The 17,474-nt window shown below is 70.3% G+C and carries 17 protein-coding genes and 1 other RNA gene; 8 read left to right on the forward strand and 10 right to left on the reverse strand.

The window, feature by feature from the left end:
* Positions 1–16: 16 nt before the first annotated feature.
* The 7 genes from DFQ14_RS15045 to cobC all read right to left on the reverse strand — a co-directional run bounded on the left by DFQ14_RS15045 (position 17) and on the right by cobC (position 6,009).
* On the reverse strand, positions 17–307 hold the full coding sequence (locus DFQ14_RS15045) for a hypothetical protein (RefSeq protein WP_114453929.1): 291 nt from the start codon (positions 305–307) through the stop codon (positions 17–19).
* Between the two features lie 353 nt (positions 308–660).
* On the reverse strand, positions 661–1,446 hold the full coding sequence (locus DFQ14_RS15050; RefSeq protein WP_158546708.1) for a class I SAM-dependent methyltransferase: 786 nt from the start codon (positions 1,444–1,446) through the stop codon (positions 661–663).
* 123 nt (positions 1,447–1,569) lie between these two features.
* Positions 1,570–1,964, reverse strand: an RNA gene (gene rnpB / locus DFQ14_RS15055) — RNase P RNA component class A.
* 151 nt (positions 1,965–2,115) lie between these two features.
* On the reverse strand, positions 2,116–3,336 hold the full coding sequence (locus DFQ14_RS15060) for a bifunctional RNase H/acid phosphatase (protein WP_114453931.1): 1,221 nt from the start codon (positions 3,334–3,336) through the stop codon (positions 2,116–2,118).
* The gene (locus DFQ14_RS15065; protein WP_114453932.1) at positions 3,333–4,067 is read right to left on the reverse strand and encodes a zinc ribbon domain-containing protein; all 735 of its coding nucleotides are present in this window, start codon (positions 4,065–4,067) and stop codon (positions 3,333–3,335) included. Before DFQ14_RS15065 ends, DFQ14_RS15060 begins: the two co-directional genes overlap by 4 nt.
* Entirely contained in the window at positions 4,064–4,924 is an 861-nt protein-coding gene (locus DFQ14_RS15070) for a Nif3-like dinuclear metal center hexameric protein (protein WP_114453933.1), read from the reverse strand. The genes DFQ14_RS15065 and DFQ14_RS15070 overlap by 4 nt, the downstream gene beginning before the upstream one ends.
* Entirely contained in the window at positions 4,921–6,009 is a 1,089-nt protein-coding gene (cobC, locus tag DFQ14_RS15075; protein WP_114453934.1) for an Rv2231c family histidinol phosphate aminotransferase CobC, read from the reverse strand. Before cobC ends, DFQ14_RS15070 begins: the two co-directional genes overlap by 4 nt.
* A 61-nt stretch (positions 6,010–6,070) precedes the next feature.
* On the opposite strand from cobC, the gene DFQ14_RS15080 reads away from it, so the two are divergent.
* From DFQ14_RS15080 to DFQ14_RS15090, 3 genes are all read left to right on the forward strand, one after another.
* Complete coding sequence (locus DFQ14_RS15080) at positions 6,071–6,544, forward strand: low molecular weight protein-tyrosine-phosphatase (protein ID WP_114453935.1); 474 nt, start codon at positions 6,071–6,073, stop codon at positions 6,542–6,544.
* 22 nt (positions 6,545–6,566) lie between these two features.
* The gene (locus DFQ14_RS15085; RefSeq protein WP_114453936.1) at positions 6,567–7,454 is read left to right on the forward strand and encodes a fructosamine kinase family protein; all 888 of its coding nucleotides are present in this window, start codon (positions 6,567–6,569) and stop codon (positions 7,452–7,454) included.
* Between the two features lie 142 nt (positions 7,455–7,596).
* Complete coding sequence (locus tag DFQ14_RS15090; RefSeq protein WP_114453937.1) at positions 7,597–8,454, forward strand: SURF1 family cytochrome oxidase biogenesis protein; 858 nt, start codon at positions 7,597–7,599, stop codon at positions 8,452–8,454.
* Positions 8,455–8,492: 38 nt separating this feature from the next.
* On the opposite strand, the gene DFQ14_RS15095 is transcribed toward DFQ14_RS15090, so the two are convergent.
* Complete coding sequence (locus tag DFQ14_RS15095) at positions 8,493–9,452, reverse strand: cobalamin biosynthesis protein (protein ID WP_114453938.1); 960 nt, start codon at positions 9,450–9,452, stop codon at positions 8,493–8,495.
* A gap of 120 nt (positions 9,453–9,572) precedes the next feature.
* Between DFQ14_RS15095 and DFQ14_RS15100 the strand changes: the two genes are divergently transcribed.
* Positions 9,573–10,847, forward strand: a complete 1,275-nt coding sequence (locus DFQ14_RS15100) for a TIGR02679 family protein (protein WP_114453939.1) — start codon at positions 9,573–9,575, stop codon at positions 10,845–10,847.
* 96 nt (positions 10,848–10,943) lie between these two features.
* On the opposite strand, the gene DFQ14_RS15105 is transcribed toward DFQ14_RS15100, so the two are convergent.
* Positions 10,944–11,522 (reverse strand): TMEM165/GDT1 family protein, encoded by a 579-nt coding sequence (locus DFQ14_RS15105; protein WP_246195704.1) that lies wholly within the window; start codon positions 11,520–11,522, stop codon positions 10,944–10,946.
* A gap of 527 nt (positions 11,523–12,049) precedes the next feature.
* Between DFQ14_RS15105 and DFQ14_RS15110 the strand changes: the two genes are divergently transcribed.
* Positions 12,050–13,492, forward strand: coding sequence for an MBL fold metallo-hydrolase (locus DFQ14_RS15110; RefSeq protein ID WP_114453940.1), 1,443 nt, complete (start codon positions 12,050–12,052; stop codon positions 13,490–13,492).
* Positions 13,493–13,544: 52 nt separating this feature from the next.
* Here the strand turns inward: DFQ14_RS15110 and DFQ14_RS15115 are convergent, their stop codons facing one another.
* Positions 13,545–14,495: a bile acid:sodium symporter family protein gene (locus DFQ14_RS15115; protein WP_114453941.1), complete on the reverse strand. Its 951-nt coding sequence runs from the start codon at positions 14,493–14,495 to the stop codon at positions 13,545–13,547.
* A gap of 99 nt (positions 14,496–14,594) precedes the next feature.
* Between DFQ14_RS15115 and DFQ14_RS15120 the strand changes: the two genes are divergently transcribed.
* From DFQ14_RS15120 to DFQ14_RS15130, 3 genes are all read left to right on the forward strand, one after another.
* The gene (locus DFQ14_RS15120; protein ID WP_246195703.1) at positions 14,595–15,491 is read left to right on the forward strand and encodes a Rieske (2Fe-2S) protein; all 897 of its coding nucleotides are present in this window, start codon (positions 14,595–14,597) and stop codon (positions 15,489–15,491) included.
* A gap of 182 nt (positions 15,492–15,673) precedes the next feature.
* Positions 15,674–16,666, forward strand: a complete 993-nt coding sequence (locus DFQ14_RS15125) for a nitroreductase family protein (RefSeq protein ID WP_114453942.1) — start codon at positions 15,674–15,676, stop codon at positions 16,664–16,666.
* 81 nt (positions 16,667–16,747) lie between these two features.
* A complete protein-coding gene (locus tag DFQ14_RS15130) occupies positions 16,748–17,440 on the forward strand; it encodes a DUF429 domain-containing protein (RefSeq protein WP_114453943.1) in 693 nt (230 codons plus the stop codon).
* Positions 17,441–17,474 lie beyond the last annotated feature (34 nt).

Consider the following 17,474-nt stretch of genomic DNA (forward strand, 5'->3'; position numbering starts at 1 on the left):
CGAGCAACCGGTGTGATCATCCTCCGCTGGTGCTGAACAGTCCGGCGATGAACGTGCCGATGTCCACACCGGCGCCGCTCACGGCGATCCCGACGATCGCCAACGCGACGAACACACCACCGACGCGGCGCATGACGCCCGCGTTGTCGCCCTTGCCGCCACCGAGCCACAGCAGCAACAACGCGACCGCGAGCAGGAGGAGGGGAAGCAGGTTGTCGAGGATCCATCCTCTGAGGCCACCGGTATCGAGCCCGGTCTGCGCCAGCACATCCAGTTGCCCCACGGCGTCCAGTGGCACGGCAGTCATCTGTTCACTCCGGAATACGAGCGGTGGTGTCGGGTCGGCATCGGGAGCCACCGGGACCGGCCCGGTGCGCAGTACGAGTAGAACACGACAAGGTCACCAGCAATAGAGGTAGAGCGTCCGGTGTGGCGCGTGGCGCACCGGCTGTCCACAGGCGAGGGCAGTGTAGTGCTCGACGTGGACCGTCGAACACCGCGAAAAGGGTGGTCGCAGGCATTCGTTCTCCGCGCCACCGGATACGTGTTCACTCGTCTGCCGGTCCTTTCGTCACCCACCAGATGATCATGGCACTTCGCCGCGTTCGACGCAGAGCCACCCACACCATCGGGAACTCCGTGTCGGCCGGAAATGCCGCGTCAACGCAGTCCGGAGTTGGCCACCAGGAGAAACGAGCGCATCGCGAATCCCTCGTGATCGAGCAACTCCACGGCTCGCCGCCACTCGGAGTGCCCGACCGTGCCACGGTCGAGGATCTGCCTGCGCAACTGAGTGAAATTCGTGCGGATCAGCTCGCACCCGGACGAGCCGCCCGGCCACACCTCGGCATGCCCCACCGACCGGACATCGCGCAGGCCTCGTCGCCGCAGGGCGGCGTAGAGGTGACGGCCCCATCGGATGTCGGCGCCGAGGACGGCCATGGCACTCAGATATGTCTCGAGGACGCGGTCGAAGACCTCGGCATCGCCGTCCTCCGGCGCGAGGAGCGCACCGGCTCCGGCAACATCGAAATCCTCCAGGACCAGCACTCCGCCCGGCTTGAGCGCGCCGATCAGGCGATCCAGCACCCGTTCTCGTTCGGACAGCAGGATCAGCAGCAACCGGGCATGCACGAGGTCGTACTCGGCTTCGGCGAGCGGATCGCGAGTGAGGTCGTGCTCGAGCACCCGGACGTTGTCGTCGTGCAGACCTTCCAGCAGGCGCGGATCGGTCTCCGTGGCAACGACCTCGCCGGAGGACCCGACACGGCCGGCCAGCCAGCGTGCGATCGATCCGCTGCCCGCACCGGCATCCAGACACTTCCATCCGCTCCGGATACCGACGTCGTAGAGCTGCCGGATGCTCACGGCATCGAAGGCATCCTCCAGCGCGCCCAGATGTGTTCGCGTGAGTGTGTCGTCCGACTCGAATATGTAGTCGCCCACATCAACCTCCCGGCCGGAAGCGAGGTTAGCGACCACATCGGTCGCACACGTCGCCCGAAAGAAGGCTTTTGATCGACAGGCGGCAAGATCCCCCCCACCGGGGGACCGGAGTCGCTGTGCGGGCGGACGAGTCGGCCTGTAAGCCGGATCCTGTTCCTGGGGGCCTTGCGGCACTCCCATTCGGCGATCATCCATCTTGGCCCGCCGTCGCCGGCGGGCTCCAGCGGTCTACCCGCAGGTCTCGGGCGGGCCACCCTCGAACACCTGCGCAGACGCCGAACACGACGTCCTCTTGACCTTGCTCCGGGTGGGGTTTACCGAGCCATCCCGGTCACCCGGGATGCTGGTGGTCTCTTACACCGCCGTTTCACCCTTACCCGGCTGTCGACACCGGGCGGTCTGTTTTCTGTGGCACTTTCCCGCGGGTCACCCCGGGTTGCTGTTGGCAACCACCCTGCCCTGTGGAGTCCGGACTTTCCTCGACGGGACACTCCCGCCGCGATCGCCCGGCCGACTCGTCCGCGCCACCAGGGTAGAACAACGAGACCGCCTGCGTTCATCCCACCCGGGGCAGGCCCGCCCCGGATGAGCGGTCCTTCTCGTGGTGCCCGAGCGCCGGGGCCTGTCACTTCTGCGACCGGAATCCGCCGCGCAAGCCGGCCCGCACTCCTAAATCAGGTGGGACGTGTCGTTGACGAGCCGGACCGAGGCGTTGCCGTCGGGATAGAACTCCGCGATCGACAGCGAGGCCAGGTCCAGATGCAGCCGGTAGAACACGGACGGTCCGGCATCCAACCCGAGTCGCAGCAGCGCCTTGATCGGCGTCACATGGCTGACCACGATGATCGTTCTGCCCGCGAACCGCTGCAGCAACTCCCGGTGAGCCACCCGGACCCGGTCGAAGACCGTTGTGATGCTCTCCCCGTTGGGCGGGTCGATGGCCGGATTACCCAGCCATCGGCTGTGCAGGTCGGAGTACTGCTCGGAAGCCTCCAGGAAGGTCAGGCCCTCCCAGTCCCCGAAATCAGCCTCGATCAGGCCGTCGTAGAACAGCAGCTCACCGCCGGTGGCATCGGCGACCGCCTGCGCGGTCCGGCGGGTGCGCTCCAGCGGCGAGGAGATCACCGGAGCGGCCCCCTCCGGGGTGACCACACCATCCATCGTCGCCAGTCGCTTCGCCGCTGCCTTGGCCTGGTTCTCCCCCAACTCCGTCAGCGGCACGTCACCGCGCCCGGAGTAGCGGCGATCCACCGACAACGCGGTCTGCCCGTGCCGCAGGATGAGCAGCCGGGTCGGCGGCCCCATGGCCCCGATCCAGGCCCCTGCGGATCCGGAGTCCTCGCTCTCCCCGGTCGTCTCCGCCTTGCCGGATTCCCCGGAAGCCGCGGCCGAGACGGGTTCGGACCGCGCCGGAGGAGTCATCTCCGCGGACCCGGCCTCGCCGGACGGTTCGCCCGTGGCTCGATCGGCCCGGTGCTCCACCCCCGCCTGGCTGTCCATCGCCTCGTTGGCCAGGCGGTCGGCGTGCTTGTTGCGCTCGCGTGGGATCCACTCGAACTCCACCCGCTCCAGCGCGCGGACCAACCTCGACGCCTCCACGGCCAGCGGCTGCAAGCCGGCGTTCTTGATCTTCCACCGGCCGCACATCTGCTCGACGACGAGCTTGGAGTCCATCCGCACGTCGACGTCGGTGGCCCCCAACTCGACGGCTGCTTCCAGGCCGGCGATCAGGCCCCGGTACTCGGCCACGTTGTTGGTCGTCTCCCCCAGGCCGCCCGAGCGCTCGGCCAGCAGCGCGCCGTCGGCGTCCCAGACCACCGCGCCGTAGCCGGCCGGTCCGGGGTTGCCCCTCGATCCCCCGTCGGCCTCGACGGTGACCCGCACACTCACAGTCCCGACTCCTTGGTTCGCACCATGATCGCGCCGCACTCCTCGCACCGCACGACCTCGTCCGCCGGTGCCTCGCGCACATGCGTCAGTGCCGCACGGTCCAGTTCGATGCGGCACACGCCGCACCGGCCTGCCTGGAACAGCCCCGCGCCGGCTCCCCGTTGTTGGCGGATCCGGTCGTACAGGGTCAGCAGGTTCTCGGGGATCTCCTGGACGAAAGACGCGCGCTCGGCCTGCCGCTTGGCTTCGGCGGTGTCCAGGTCCTTCTGGGCCTCGTCCCGGCGCCGCTGCGCGTCCTCCAAGGTGGTATCGGCCGCCGAGACCGCCTCGCGCGCGTAGCCGACCTCGGTCTCCGTCGCCTCGCGCCGTTCCATGACCTCCAGCAGGTCGTCCTCCAGCGCGCCCCGGCGCCGCGACAGCGTCTCCAGCTCGTGCTGGAGATCCTCCATCTGCTTGGCCGAACCGCCGGACTCCATCAGCGTGCGGTCGCGCTCCTCCCGGGCACGCACCTGCTCGACCTCGGCCTCCAGCCGCTTGACCTCCTGATCGAGGTCGTCGAAAGAAGTCTGCGACGACACCAGGGAATCGCGTTTGGCCTGCTGGTCACGTTCGGCCTGGCCGATCTCCTCCAGCTCCGGCAAGGTCCTGCGGCGGTGGTTGATGCGGTTGAGCTCGGCGTCCACATCGGCAAGCTCGAGCAACCTGCGCTGCACGGCGGGGTCGGCTTTCACTCGGGCGCCCTCCCAGGGTCGGTGGCCGCACCGGCGGCGTGGATCGTCCAGGGGTCGGTGCGACGCGTGGAGACAAGGACTTCGACAGTACCCGGCAGTGCCGCTGCCACCACGTCGGCGGCTTGCCGACACCACGGCCACTCACTGGCCCAGTGTGCGACATCCACCAACGCGGGAACCCGCGTGCCCGGTACCTCTTCCCGGGCACGGTGTTCCCCGGCGGGGTGATGGCGCAAATCCGCCGTCACGTACGCGTCCACGCCCGCAGTCGTGGCGGTGTCCAGGTGCGAGTCACCCGCTCCTCCGCACACGGCGACCGAACCGATCGAACGCTGCGGATCTCCCGCACCTCGCACTCCCCACGCCGTCGCGGGCAAGCCGCCCGCCACCCGCTGGACGAACGCCCCGAACGGTTCGGGCTCCGGCAGTGTGCAAATCCGCCCCAACCCGGTACGCGCTCCCTCCGAGTGCGGCGCCAGCGGTCCCGTGACGGTCAGGCCGAGTGCCGCCGCCAGCGCATCGGACACGCCCGGATCGGCGCTGTCGGCATTGGTGTGCGCGCAGAACAGGCCGATGCCCTCCCGCACCAGCCGATGTATCAGGCGACCCTTGGGATCGTCGGCGGGAACGCCGTGCACACCGCGCAGCAGCAGCGGATGGTGGGAGACCAGCAGCTGCGCGCCGCACTCGACAGCCGCCTCCACGGTCTCCTCCACCGGGTCGACGCAGAACAACACCCGCTGCACCGTTGCCTGCGGATCCCCGCAGACCAACCCGACGGCATCCCACGGCTCGGCGAGTTCCGGGGGATAGGCGGTGCGCAGTACATCGACCACGTCCCGCAGCCGTGCGCTCATACGGTGGCTCCCCTCCTCGAACGGTCCGCGGAACTTCCCCGCATTCCGAGAATCTCGCGCAGGGCCTCGACGAGCACCGCGTTGTCCTCCGGAGCTCGCACGGACACCCGCACATGGTCGGTGTCCAACCCCGGAAAGGTATCGCCCCGGCGCACGGCGATTCCCCGTTGCCGCAGCCTCTCCCGCACCCGCTCGCCCCCGGGGATGCGCAGCAACAGGAACGGGGCCGCCGCCGGGCCGTGCACGTGGACATCCTCCAGTGCCGCGAGTTCGGCCGCGAACGCATCGCGGTGCGCGGCGATCCGCGTGGCGGCCTGCTCGGCCTCGGTCAGCGCACCGCTGTCGCAACACGCCGCGATCGCCTCGAGCGCCAGCGTGCCCAGGGGCCAGTGTGGACGGCTCGCGGAGAGTTCGGCGAGCAGTTCCGGCTCCGCCAACGCGTATCCCGCGCGCAAACCCGGAAGACCCCACATCTTGGTCAGGCTGCGGACCACCAGTACCCCGGGGATGCGGTCGGCGGCCAGTGATTCCGACTCTCCCGGAACGGCATCGGCGAAGGCCTCGTCCACCACGAGCGTTCTTCCCGGCCGGGCGAGCCGGCGGATCGTCTCGGCCGGATGCAGCACCGAGGTCGGGTTCGTCGGATTGCCGAGCACGACCATGTCGGCCTCCTCCGGAACGGCCCCGGAGCGCAGCCGGTAGCCGTCCTGCGGGTCCAGCGGGACACGAGTGACCGGTACCCCGGCGCTGCGCAGCGCGAACTCCGGCTCGGTGAACGACGGGTGCACCACCGCCGCCAGCCGCGGCCGCAACGACGGCAGCAGCGCGAAGCATTCCGCCGCGCCCGACAGCAGGAGCACGTCCTCGGCAGGGCGGCCGTGCCGCGCGGCGACCGCCGAGCGAGCGGCGGCGTCCTCGGCGCTCGACGGATAGTGACCGAGCCGGTCCAGCGCCCCGGCAAGCCGAGTGCGCAGCCACGGCGGGGGGCGGTTCAGGCGTACGTTCACCGCGAAGTCGAGCAGGCCGGGCTCGGCATCGACATCACCGTGATGGCGGAGCAGTTCCCGATCGTCCCGGCTCGTCATCCCCGGCAGTCTAGCCATCCGTTCGCACGCTCGAGGAGGACGGCCTTCTATCCTCGGGATCGTGCACGTGTCTGTGATCTGTACCGGAAACATCTGCCGATCCCCGATGGCGGCCCAGGTGCTGCGCGAGCACCTGCGCCGTGCCGGGCTCGACGACCACGTGGAGGTGACCAGCGCCGGGACGGGCCCCTGGCATGTGGGGGAGGCAGCCGACCCGCGCACCTGCACGGTGCTGTCCGAGCACGGCTACCCCACCGAGCACGTCGCCGCCCAGATCGCCGACGAGCACCTCTCGGCGGACCTGCTGCTGGCCATGGACACCGGGCACCTGCGGGCGGTCCGCGGGGCCGTCGAGGACCCGGACAGGGTGCGCCTGCTGCGCTCCTTCGACCCCTCCTCCGAGGTAGGGGCGGAGGTTCCCGACCCCTACTTCGGGGGCGACCGGGGCTTCGAGGACGCGCTCGAGATGATCGAGGCCGCCATGCCCGGTGTTCTGGACTGGATACGCGGGAACCTCTCCGAACAACACACCTAGACAGCGCTGCGGGGAGGAACGCATGAGCCGGTCGGATCAGGCCCTGGTCGCGGTGGCGGAGCTCACCGGGGACACGCCGAGCAGTGCGCACCAGCTGGGAGGCGGTGACGCGGCGGCGGCCTTCGAGGTTCGTCTCGCCGACGGTGGCACGGTGTTCGCCAAGACCGCCGGGGACGGCATGCCCGGAGCTTCGGCCGCGGAAGCCGCGTCGCTGACCTGGCTCGCCGAGGCGGGCAGCGTGCCCGTTCCGGCTGTGCACGGGCACGACGACCGCTGGCTCGTCACCGACCACATCAGCACGGCCTCACCGACGAAGCCGGCCGCCGAGGAACTGGGACGCGGCCTCGCTCGGCTGCACGCGGCAGGCGCGCCTGCGCACGGCGCACCGCCGCCCGGGGGGCCCACGGACGCCTGGATCGGGCTCGCTCCCATGCGCAACGAGCCCGCCCTCGACTGGCCGTCCTTCTACGCCGCGCACCGGATCGAGCCCTACCTGCGTCGCGCGGTGGACTCCGGCACGCTGACCGCGCAGGAGGGCGAGGTGATCACACAGGTGTGCACCCGGCTCGACGATCTGGCCGGTCCCGCCGAACCGCCCGCACGGCTGCACGGCGACCTGTGGAACGGAAACGTGCACTGGGGCGAGGACAGCACCGGCGTCCGGGCGTGGCTGATCGACCCGGCCGCTCACGGCGGGCATCGCGAAACCGATCTGGCGATGCTGCAGCTGTTCGGGTGCCCACATCTGGAGCGGGTCCTGTCCTCCTACGAGGAGGCGTACCCGCTGTCCGAGGGGTGGCGCGACCGCGTGGGCCTGCACCAGCTCTTTCCGCTGCTGGTGCACGCCGTGCTGTTCGGCCGCGGGTTCGCGACGCGGGCCGTGACCGCCGCCCGCTCCGCCCTCGGGTGAGTGGAGTGTGCGGCTTGGCTCGCGTAGCGGTGCGGGTGGCGCAACCTCCGGATGCGCCTCGCTCCGGGAGTCCCGACATCGGGGAGCACCCCGCACCGGCCCCGGGCGGCGAGAACGGGAATCCCCGGCCTACGGTGGACGGGTGCGCTTGAAGTTCCTGCTGCGGCCCGGGTGGATCGCCCTGATCCTGCTGGCCGGGGTGTTCTCGACGGTGTGTTTCACCTTGCTCGCACCGTGGCAGTTCGACCGCCACGCCGAGACGCAGGCACGCAACGCCGCCATCCGGGAGTCGATGCACGCCCCCACCAGGCCGCTGCGGGAGGTACTGCCCGACGGCCGCTCTCCCGGCGCGGACACGGAGTGGATGACGGTGACATTCCGCGGCCACTACCTGCCCCGGGGAGAGACACTGGCGTGGCAGCGCACCGTCCTGGGCGAGCCCGCTTTCGAGGTGTTGACCCCCTTCCGCTTGGACAGCGGCGCAACGCTGCTGGTCAACCGGGGCTACATCCGTCCGGTGGAGGCCACCCGGGCACCCGACTACGCCGCGCCCCCGCAGGGCCGGGTCACGCTCGCGGCACGGATCCGCAGCAACGAGCAGGACGCCGAACAGCGCCCTACCTTCCGTCACGACGGGCACCTGTGGACATACGCGGTGAACTCCCGGACGGTGTCCGAGGGCACCGGCATCCCGATGCGCGCCGGGTACTTCTCCCTGATACAGGGCCAGCCCGGCGTGCTGTCGCCACTGCCGCTTCCCCGGCTGGAGTCCGGACCGTACTTCTCGTACGCCATGCAGTGGATCATTTTCGGCACCATGGCCCCGCTCGGAGTGGTGTATTTGACCTACACCGAGTGGCGCCGAGCGAGTGGATCGACCGGCTCCCCGTCCGGCCCGTCGACCGATCGGTACGGCGGCCGGTCGAAACGTCGCCGGATGTCGGTGGCCGAGGCCATTGCCGAAGACGAACGGCGGGAACAGGCGGCGCACTCGCCCTGATCGCCCGGCGGTGCCGCTTTCCGGCCCCGTGCTCGGCGTCATCGCCGTCGACGACGTTCGCGGCGGAACCCGGCGAGCAGGGCCGCACCGGCCGCGAGACCCCCGCTCGCGTAGCCGATCACTCGCGAGAGCTCCACGCTGCGGGCGACATCACCCACCTCGGTGGCTCGCCCGTCGCCCAACACCGGGCGGCTTTCCGCGGCGTGGCCGTAGACGGTCCGGCCACCCAATCGGATCCCGAGCGCGCCGGCGAAGGCCGCCTCGATCTGCCCGGCGTTCGGGCTCGGATGCGCCGAGGCATCGCGCCACCAGGTACGCCGGGCATCCGCGGCCGAGCCGCCGACAACCGGGGCTCCCAGCGAGGCGAGTGCGGCGGCGAGGCGGGACGGCACCAGGTTGACGATGTCGTCGAGCCGCGCCGAGGCCCAACCGAAGTTGCGGTACCGGGTTCCGCGGTTGCCGACCATCGCATCGAGGGTGTTCACGGCGCGGTAGCCGACGAGGCCGGGAATGCCCGCGACAGCTCCCCACACCAGCGGGGCGACCACGGCATCCGAGGTGTTCTCGGCCACCGATTCCACGGTGGCACGCGCGAGCTCCTGCTCGTCGAGGCCCTCGGCCTGCCTGCCGCAGAGATGACCCAACCTCCCGCGGGCAGCGTCCAGGTCCCCCGACTCCAACGTGCGAGCCATGGCGGTTCCCTCACCGGCCAGCGAGGTCCCCCCCAGCACCGCCCAGGTGACCACCCCGGTCACGAGGGCATGGGCCACGGGAACGCGCCGGGACAGCCGTTCGACGATCACTCCCAGTGCCGCGGTACCACCGGCGAGAACAACGGTGTGGACGACTCCGGCAGCGCGCCGGTCCCGGTGGAGCAGCTTCTCGGCCGTGGAGGCCACCTTCCCGAAAGCGGCCACGGGATGTCCACGCCGGGGGTCGGCGAGCACCGCATCCGCGGCCACCCCGAGTACCAGACCGGCCGCGCGTCCCGCACTCACCCGCGTTGCTCCCTCCCGTTCGACCCTGCCCGCGGCAGCACGCTACCGCCCGCACCGGCACCGCATTGCCACGACCCGGCATCCCCTGTCCGACGGCCGCACAGGCTATCGTGGCGGCCCGTGGACGGGGACGAAGACATCCGAGCTGCGTGGGACACCGCTGAGCTGCGGGGACTGTGGGCCAAGGCCCGGGAGGTGCTGGAGGCACCCGAGCAACCGGCGACGTTCCGGCTGGAACTTCCCGACGAGGCCACTCGGCAGGCTGTGGGCGAGGTGTACGGACGGCCGATGTGGGGCCAGGGCACCCGGATCAGCGTGTCCAGGCTCGATGCCGCATTGCGGGAGAACACACGGTTCGGCCTCGGCCTGGAGCAGGTCCTGGAGGTTCTGCACGGCCGCCCGGTCGGTCGCCGGGAGTCGTCGACCGGCGCGCACACCGAGCGGCACGACCGCGTCACCGAGGTGCTGGGCTCGGCGCTGAGCCGGTGGGGACTCGCCGAGGAATCCTGGGCACGGCCCTGGGTGCAGTGGCTGCGGCAATACGGGCGGGTCGCCGACGACGAACTGGAACAGGTAGCCGAACGTTCGGCTGCGGTCCTGGCGCACATGGTCCTCGATCCCGGGAGCACACCGCGGAGGTGGCGGTCGCGGGCGGAGCTGGCAACTCGCTTCGGCGGCGGGGCTCGCCTGCTGGACAGCGGCATGACACTGAGCCGTACCGTGCTGCGGGCGGCGGCCATCGCCCACGACGTGGAGAGCCCGGGCAACGAACGCGACCGCCGGAAGCTGTGGGAACTGTGCGGCGTCACCCCCGATGCCGTCTCCACCACGGCGCTGTGCTGGGCGCTGCCGGTCACCGACTCCGGCGAGTGGTCGCAAGGGATCCGGCAGCGCACGGCACTCGGTCTGCCCGTGCAGCTCACGCACCTGGACCTGCAGACCGCACCGGAACATCTCGTCGAAGCGGGCACCACCGTTGCCGTCTGCGAGAACCCGCGCGTGCTGGAAGCCGCCGCGCAGGAGGGGATCCGGCATCCACTGGTGTGCACGTCCGGTCATCCGGCCACGGTCGTGACCGAGCTGCTCCATCGCTTGAGTGCCTGCGGCGCCGTCCTGCGATATCACGGCGACTTCGATTGGATGGGCCTGACCATCGCCCGCTCCCTGCGCAGCGACCACGATGTCGGGTTCTGGCGGATGGCGGCAGCCGACTACCGGGCGGCGGTCAATCTCGCTTCCGCGCAGCGCATCGACCTGCCGGTGCTGACCGGCGAGCCGTCCGAGGCGCCGTGGGATCCGGAACTGCCGGAACTCATGGCCACCGCCGGCCGCGCCGTCGAGGAGGAAGTCGTGCTCGACGAACTGCTCGCCGATCTCCGCACCGGCCTGGGCTGACAGCGATCGGGTTCAGGCGTGGCGGGTTCGCCGACGCGGACACCGCGGTCATGACGACCGCCCGAGGCGGTCGCTCTTCCGGCGCCCTTGGCGGCCTCAGAGCAGGGTGGGGAGTGTATCGCCGACCATCCAGATACCGAAGAGTGCGAACAGTGCCGCGGCGCCGTAGCGGATCATCCGCTCCGGCAGGTGCTTGCCGAGCAGCAGGCCGGCACCGATCGCCAGGGCATCCGCGAGAACCATGCCCACGGTGGAACCGATCCAGGTGCCGAACCAGCCGTGCTGGGTGGCCAGGGTGACGGTGGCCAGCATCGTCTTGTCCCCCAGTTCCGCGAGGAAGAAGGCCCCCGTGACCGCCAGTACGGCCGAACCCGCCCCCCGCGCGGCCTTCGCCTGCTCCGATTCCGTCAGGGAATCGCCTCGCAGGGTCCACGCGGCGAATCCCAGAAAGGCGACACCGGCGAGCAGGCCGACCCACTCCATGGGCACCAGGTGGCCGATTCCGATTCCCAGCCCGACCGATGCGGCATGCACCACCACGGTGGCCAGGGTGATTCCGAGCAATACCTGCCACGCGCGGTAGCGGGTGGCGAAGGTCATCGCCATCAACTGCGACTTATCGCCGAGTTCCGCGACGAAAATCGCCGCCGAACTCACTGCGAAACCGGTCAGCACGGTCGTTGCCGCCTCTCGGTCGATGCCGGCGGCGAAGGTGCGCGGACACTTCGACCCGGCATGGTGTGCACGAGCCGAAGGTCTCGCCCACCTCGTGGAGAGGCTTCGCGGCCGGGAGCCGAACGGCACCAGTCTGTCGACCGCGAGATTGCGGGCTACTCCCCTTCTCGCCAAAGAGAGTAACGCATTCACCGAAACAAACAAACCACGTCGGTGGCGTATATCACCGAAAACAAATTCCGCGATATCCAAATAGCGGTTTCGCCGCTCCGCAAGATATTCTTTCGTCGAGGCTCTCCACAATTTCCCGCGTTCCGGACGTCGTTGCTTCCCGTGGAGCACCGCCGTGCCCACCCCGGCAACGAGGTGCGGCAGCGCGAGAGTCTCGCCGAGCGGGTCTCGCGAGCGTATGTTGGCCTCGTGGCAGGGCGGTCATGGAAACGAAACCGGAGCTTGCTCGCCTGTTCCTCTCACTCGCCCGAGCACCGCCGGATCCCGTCCCGGGTGGTGCGGGAAGGAGACGCGCCATGGCTCTGCAGCCCGTCCGGGGGTTCACACACCCTCTCCCCGGCAACCTCGATGTCGAGGTGATCGAGACTTCCTCACTGGGGGACCGCAGCTATCTCGCCACCGATGGCGACGTCGCCGTGGTCGTCGACCCACAACGCGATGTGGACCGCATCCTGGCCACGGCGGGACGGCTCGGTGTGCGAGTCACGCTCGTGCTGGAGACCCACGTGCACAACGACTACGTCTCCGGCGGTCTGGAACTGGCCCGCTTGACGGGCGCGGAGTACGGGCTGGCCGCCGCGGACGAGGTCCCCTTCGCGCGCAGACCGCTGTCCGACGGCGACGTCGTCGAACTGTCCGATCGGATGCAGGTGCGAGTGCTGGACACGCCCGGCCACACCTTCCACCACCTGTCCTACGCGCTCGAAGGTGTCGAGGGATCGGTGGGCGTGTTCACCGGTGGATCCCTGCTGTACGGCACCACGGGGCGCACGGACCTGGCGGGCGAGCAGCACAGCGAGACGCTCGCCCGTCACCAGCACACCTCGGCGCACAAGCTGGGTGCGCTGCTGCCGGACGGAGCGCGGATCTGGCCGACACACGGCTTCGGAAGCTTCTGCTCCGCGGCATCGGTGTCGGGCGATTCCGGCACGATCGGCGAGCAGTACCACCTCAACCCGGCGCTGACGCTGGCGGAGGGCGAGTTCGTCGAACAGACCCTGGCCGGACTCGACACCTACCCCGCGTACTACGCGCACATGGGCGTGCTCAACACCACGGGACCGGCTCCGCTGGATCTGCGCCCGCCTGCCCGGGCCACCCCCGAGGAGCTGGCCCGGCGTCTCGAGCACGGTGAATGGGTCGTGGACCTGCGTTCCCGCAAGGCCTACGTCGCCTCGCACCTGGCCTCCACGGTGAGCCTGGGGCTGGACGGCTCCATGGCCACCTGGTTGGGTTGGATGATCGAGTGGGAAGCGCCGATCGTCCTGCTCGGCGAATCCCCGGAGCAGGTCGGCCAGGCTCAGCGTGAACTGGCCCGTATCGGCATCGACACGTTCTCCGCCGCCGCTGTCGGCTCTCCCCGCCGGCTGGCCGCCGAGCCCGGGCAACTGCGGTCCATGGACTCGGCGACCTTCGCCGACCTGGCCCACTCCCTGTCCTCGCGGGGCGAGCCCTCCGAGGACGGGCGCCATCCGACACCGGATGTGGTTCTGGATGTGCGGACCAACAACGAATGGAACTCCTCGCACGTCGAAGGTGCCGTGCACATCCCGCTCTACGAGCTCACCGGCCGACTGCGCGACATTCCGTCCGGCACGGTGTGGGTGCATTGCGGGAGCGGCTATCGCGCCGCCGCAGCGGCTTCGATCCTGGAGGGAGCCGGCCGCACGGTCGTCCTGCTCGACGATGCCTTCAGCAGCGCCGCACACGCCGGGGTTCCCCTCGCAGGCAGCACCTGACCGAGCCGCCTCTCGGTTGTCGGAGGAACCGCCGTTTCGGGGCGGGGAGCGGTCACCGCAGCTCTGCGGCACGGTCGGCCACGGGTCGCCGCGCCCAGTACATCGCGACCAGGGACCCGGACATGTTGTGCCACACGGAGAACAGGGCGGCGGGCAGCGCCGCGAGCGGAGTGAAGTGCGTCGTCGCGAGGCTGGCGGCCAGTCCCGAGTTCTGCATACCGACCTCCACGCTGACGGCGCGCCGCGCCGCCGTGTCGAGCCCGGCCGCTCGCGCCGCGCCGTAGCCCAGCGCCAGTCCGATCATGTTGTGAACCACCACGGCCAGCGCCAGCAGCAGGCCCGAGGCCAGCAGAGCATCGACGTTGGCGCCGACCACGGCCGCCACGGCGACCACGATCCCCGTCACCGACACCAGCGGCAGCACGGGCAGCAGCCGCTCCACCCACCGGCTCGCGAGCCAGCGCAGGAGCAGTCCCGCGATCACCGGGACGAGCACCACCTGCACGATCGACAGGAACAACTCGGCTGCGTCGACCGGGAGCGTGGAACCGGCCAGCCAGAGCACCAGCACCGGGGTCAGCACCGGCGCGAGCAGCGTCGAGACCGAGGTCATCGCCACCGACAGCGCGACGTCACCCCGGGCGAGGTAGACCACCACGTTGGACGCCGTGCCTCCGGGGCTGGCCCCGACCAGGACCATGCCCACCAGCAGGGCGGGAGCGAACCCGAATGCGGCACCGACCGCCCACCCGACCAGCGGCATCACCAGGAACTGCGCCACCACGCCCGCGACAACGGCTTGCGGCCGCCGCGCGACGATCGCGAAGTCGGCGGGGCGCAGCGTCAGCCCCATCCCGAACATGATCACACCGAGTATCACCGGGATGGCAGAGGCGAGCGCGGCCGTCGGGCCGGGCGCGAGCAGTCCGACGACCCCTCCGAGCAGCACCAGGGCAGCGAACCAGCGTCCCGCCAGGCCGGCCAGGGAAGTCAATACGTTCACCGCCCGGAGCCTATCCGTGTCCGCTGCACGGGATGAGCGGGGCGGGCTGCGATGGTCCTCGCGCGTTTGGCAGACCGGAGACCGGGTAATTCCCCGGGCATGCGTGGCTCCCCGGACATACGACCGTTTCGAGCACTGGACCACATCGCGGACTGGTCATGGCTGGACAAGCCGGCGAAGACGGTGCGCAAGGCCGTGTTCAAGGTGTTCTCGAACCGGCAGGTGCGAGACGTGCTCCACGGCGTGTGGCTGGGACATCCCTTACACCCGATGTCGGTGCAGGTGCCCATCGGGGCGTTTCTCAGCGCCGGGGTCGTGGACGCGCTGCCCGATTCCGGCCCGGGTGAGCGGCGAGTCGCCGGATCACTGATCACCATGGGGGTGCTGACCAGCCTGCCCGCGGCGCTGTCCGGGCTGACCGATTTCGCGCAGGGACAGCCCGACCAGCAGCGCACCGGGTTGGTCCATGCCACCGCCAACAGTGCTGCGCTGGCGTGCTACCTGGTGTCGCTGCGGCAACGTGCCCGCGGCAGGCAGGCAGCGGCGGTGGCGACCGGGTGGGCCGGGCTGACCTTGCTGGCAACCGGTGGACTCCTCGGCGGGCACCTGTCGTATCACCAGGCCAACGGTGCCAACCAGGCAGAAGACGTGCTGCACATCGGCCCACGGGAATGGACCGAGATCGGCAACGTCCACGACCTGCCCGACCGCGTTCCGGTCCAGCGGATGGCCGGTGAGGTCCCCGTTGTCGTACTGCGGGACGGCGAGGACACGCACGTACTCGCCGATCGGTGCAGCCATGCTTCCGGGCCACTGCATGAGGGGACCCTCTCGTGGCCCGCAGGCCCGGGCGAGGCACCGTGCCTGGAATGCCCCTGGCACGGCAGCGTCTTCCGGGTTGGCGACGGCAGCGTGGTGCACGGGCCCGCGACGGCACCGCAGCCCGGCTTCCACACGCGCGTCGTCGGCGACCGCCTCCAGATCCGCCTGCGCTGAGGGGACGCAGGAGACCAGGCTTCGCCGGCGAGCGGCGGCCCGCGCCCGGTGAGTTCCCGAGCACCTCCACGGGGCACTTGCCACCCGGCACTGTCCCGGGACGATACTGGAAACGCGTCCACGGTCGAACACAGTCGGCGACCGGTGGTCCTTCCTCGAGGCTCAGCGGGAGGTGCTCGCTGATGAGTCGGCGCAGAGCGAATCCGAGGCGACACGGCACCGCGGTGGACGGCCCGCCGTGGACGGCGGAGGAAACCACGGTCCTCGACCGGGCGGTCGACCGCGCTCCCTCGGTGCACGACACCCGTCCCTGGTCGCTGACCGTGCAGGGGCGGACGGCGACGCTGTACGAGTGGGCGGAGGCGAAGCAGGACCGGCACGATCCCGAGGGACGGGACCGGCACTTCTCCTGCGGCGCCGCCCTGGCCAACCTCGTCCTCGCGGTGCGCAGCATCGGATGGGCGACGGAGGTGCGGCAGGAGCACAGCCCGGACCCTCCCGACACGGTGGCAGCCGTGACCGGTACCCGCAGGGAGGCTCCGACGGCCACGGAAGGACAGCGCTACCGAGCGATCACCCGGCGCACCACCTACCACCGCATCTTCGAACCCCGGGCGCTGTCCTACCTCACCCGGGAGACCCTGCTCGCGGCAGCCACCTCACCTCAGGTGTACTCCCGGTGGGTCATGGGCGGAACCGAGGCTTCGAACGTGGCGAGCCTGCTGGCCCACGCGGCGAGGACGTCCCGCAAAGATCGCTCCCACTCGTGGGAGCTGGCCATGTGGTCGCTCGGACAGCCCGACGAGGTGCCACCCGGCCAGGGAGTCCCGGACGACACGTCCGGCTCCGGGGGCGTACGGGCGGCCGGTTCGGCCGCGCCGGCGGCGTGGCTGCCGAGCGAGCAGCAGCTCGGCGCATGGATCGGCAACGAGTCCGTCCTGGTGCTGAGCACCTTTTCCGACGGGCGCCACGACCACGTCAGCGCGGGCACCGCGATGCAGCTGGCGTGGTTGGCCGCCACCAGCCTGGGGTTGGCCGCCTCGGTGATCACGCAGCCGCTGCACCTGCCGGAAGTCAGGTCCGGCCTGCGCGAGCGGCTCGGATTGCCCGGGCAACCGCAGATGCTGATGCGGTTCGGGTATCCGGCGTTCATTCCCGGGCCACGTCGGTTCTGAAGGGCCGGCCGGCTGCTGACTGCCACCCGAAGGACCCGCTTCTCGAATGGCATAGCAGCGCACACCGTGCATCATTCCCCTATGGACGTTGCACAGGTACTCGGAGTGGATGCGTGCAAGGTCGGTTGGGTCGGCGTCGCTCTCGGTGGGGCCGTACCGACCGCGTACTTCGCCGAAACGATCGACGATGTGGTGGCTCAGGCCCATGCGGCGCATCCCCTCGCCGTCGTGGCCGTCGACATTCCCATCGGGCTTCCCGACGAAGGGCGGCGACAGGCCGACGAGCTGGCCAGGAAAGCGGTCGGGGGATTGTCCTCGTCCGTCTACATCACACCGGTACGCAAAGCCCTCGAGGAGGACGACCATGCCGCCGCCGTGGAAACCAACCGCGGCATCACCGGGGAAGGCGTCTCGGTGCAGGCGTTCGGTGTGCGGGCCAGGGTGTACGAGGTCGAGCGGTGGGTGGAACAGACCGACCACCACGTCGTCGAGGTCCATCCGGAGGTGTCGTTCGCCACGATGGCGGAAACGCCCCTGACCGCCCGCAAGGGGACGTGGACCGGCTGCAGGCACCGCCACGAACTGCTCGCCGAGTCCGGAATCTCGCTGCCGAGCGACCTCGGCACCGCGGGCACCAAGGCAGCGGTCGACGACATCCTCGATGCGGCCGCCGCAGCCTGGACGGCACAGCGGGTCCACCGGGGCACGGCACAGTCGCTGCCCGACCCGCCGGAGCGGTTCAGCGACGGGCTCCCCGCCGCAATCCGTGTGTGACCGGGGTGCGCCGACATCGTGCTCCCTGTGGCAC

Origin of the sequence: Halopolyspora algeriensis (genome assembly GCF_003337235.1) — a bacterium.
Taxonomy (GTDB): Bacteria; Actinomycetota; Actinomycetes; order Mycobacteriales; family Pseudonocardiaceae; genus Haloactinomyces; species Haloactinomyces algeriensis.

Coding starts and splice junctions, on each gene's coding strand:
- DFQ14_RS15120 (WP_246195703.1), top strand. CDS start 14,595: ATGCGTGGCTCCCCGGACATACGACCGTTTCGAGCACTGGACCACATC.
- cobC (WP_114453934.1), bottom strand. CDS start 6,009: ATGACGAGCCGGGACGATCGGGAACTGCTCCGCCATCACGGTGATGTC.
- DFQ14_RS15125 (WP_114453942.1), top strand. CDS start 15,674: ATGAGTCGGCGCAGAGCGAATCCGAGGCGACACGGCACCGCGGTGGAC.
- DFQ14_RS15085 (WP_114453936.1), top strand. CDS start 6,567: ATGAGCCGGTCGGATCAGGCCCTGGTCGCGGTGGCGGAGCTCACCGGG.
- DFQ14_RS15045 (WP_114453929.1), bottom strand. CDS start 307: ATGACTGCCGTGCCACTGGACGCCGTGGGGCAACTGGATGTGCTGGCG.
- DFQ14_RS15110 (WP_114453940.1), top strand. CDS start 12,050: ATGGCTCTGCAGCCCGTCCGGGGGTTCACACACCCTCTCCCCGGCAAC.
- DFQ14_RS15070 (WP_114453933.1), bottom strand. CDS start 4,924: ATGAGCGCACGGCTGCGGGACGTGGTCGATGTACTGCGCACCGCCTAT.
- DFQ14_RS15130 (WP_114453943.1), top strand. CDS start 16,748: ATGGACGTTGCACAGGTACTCGGAGTGGATGCGTGCAAGGTCGGTTGG.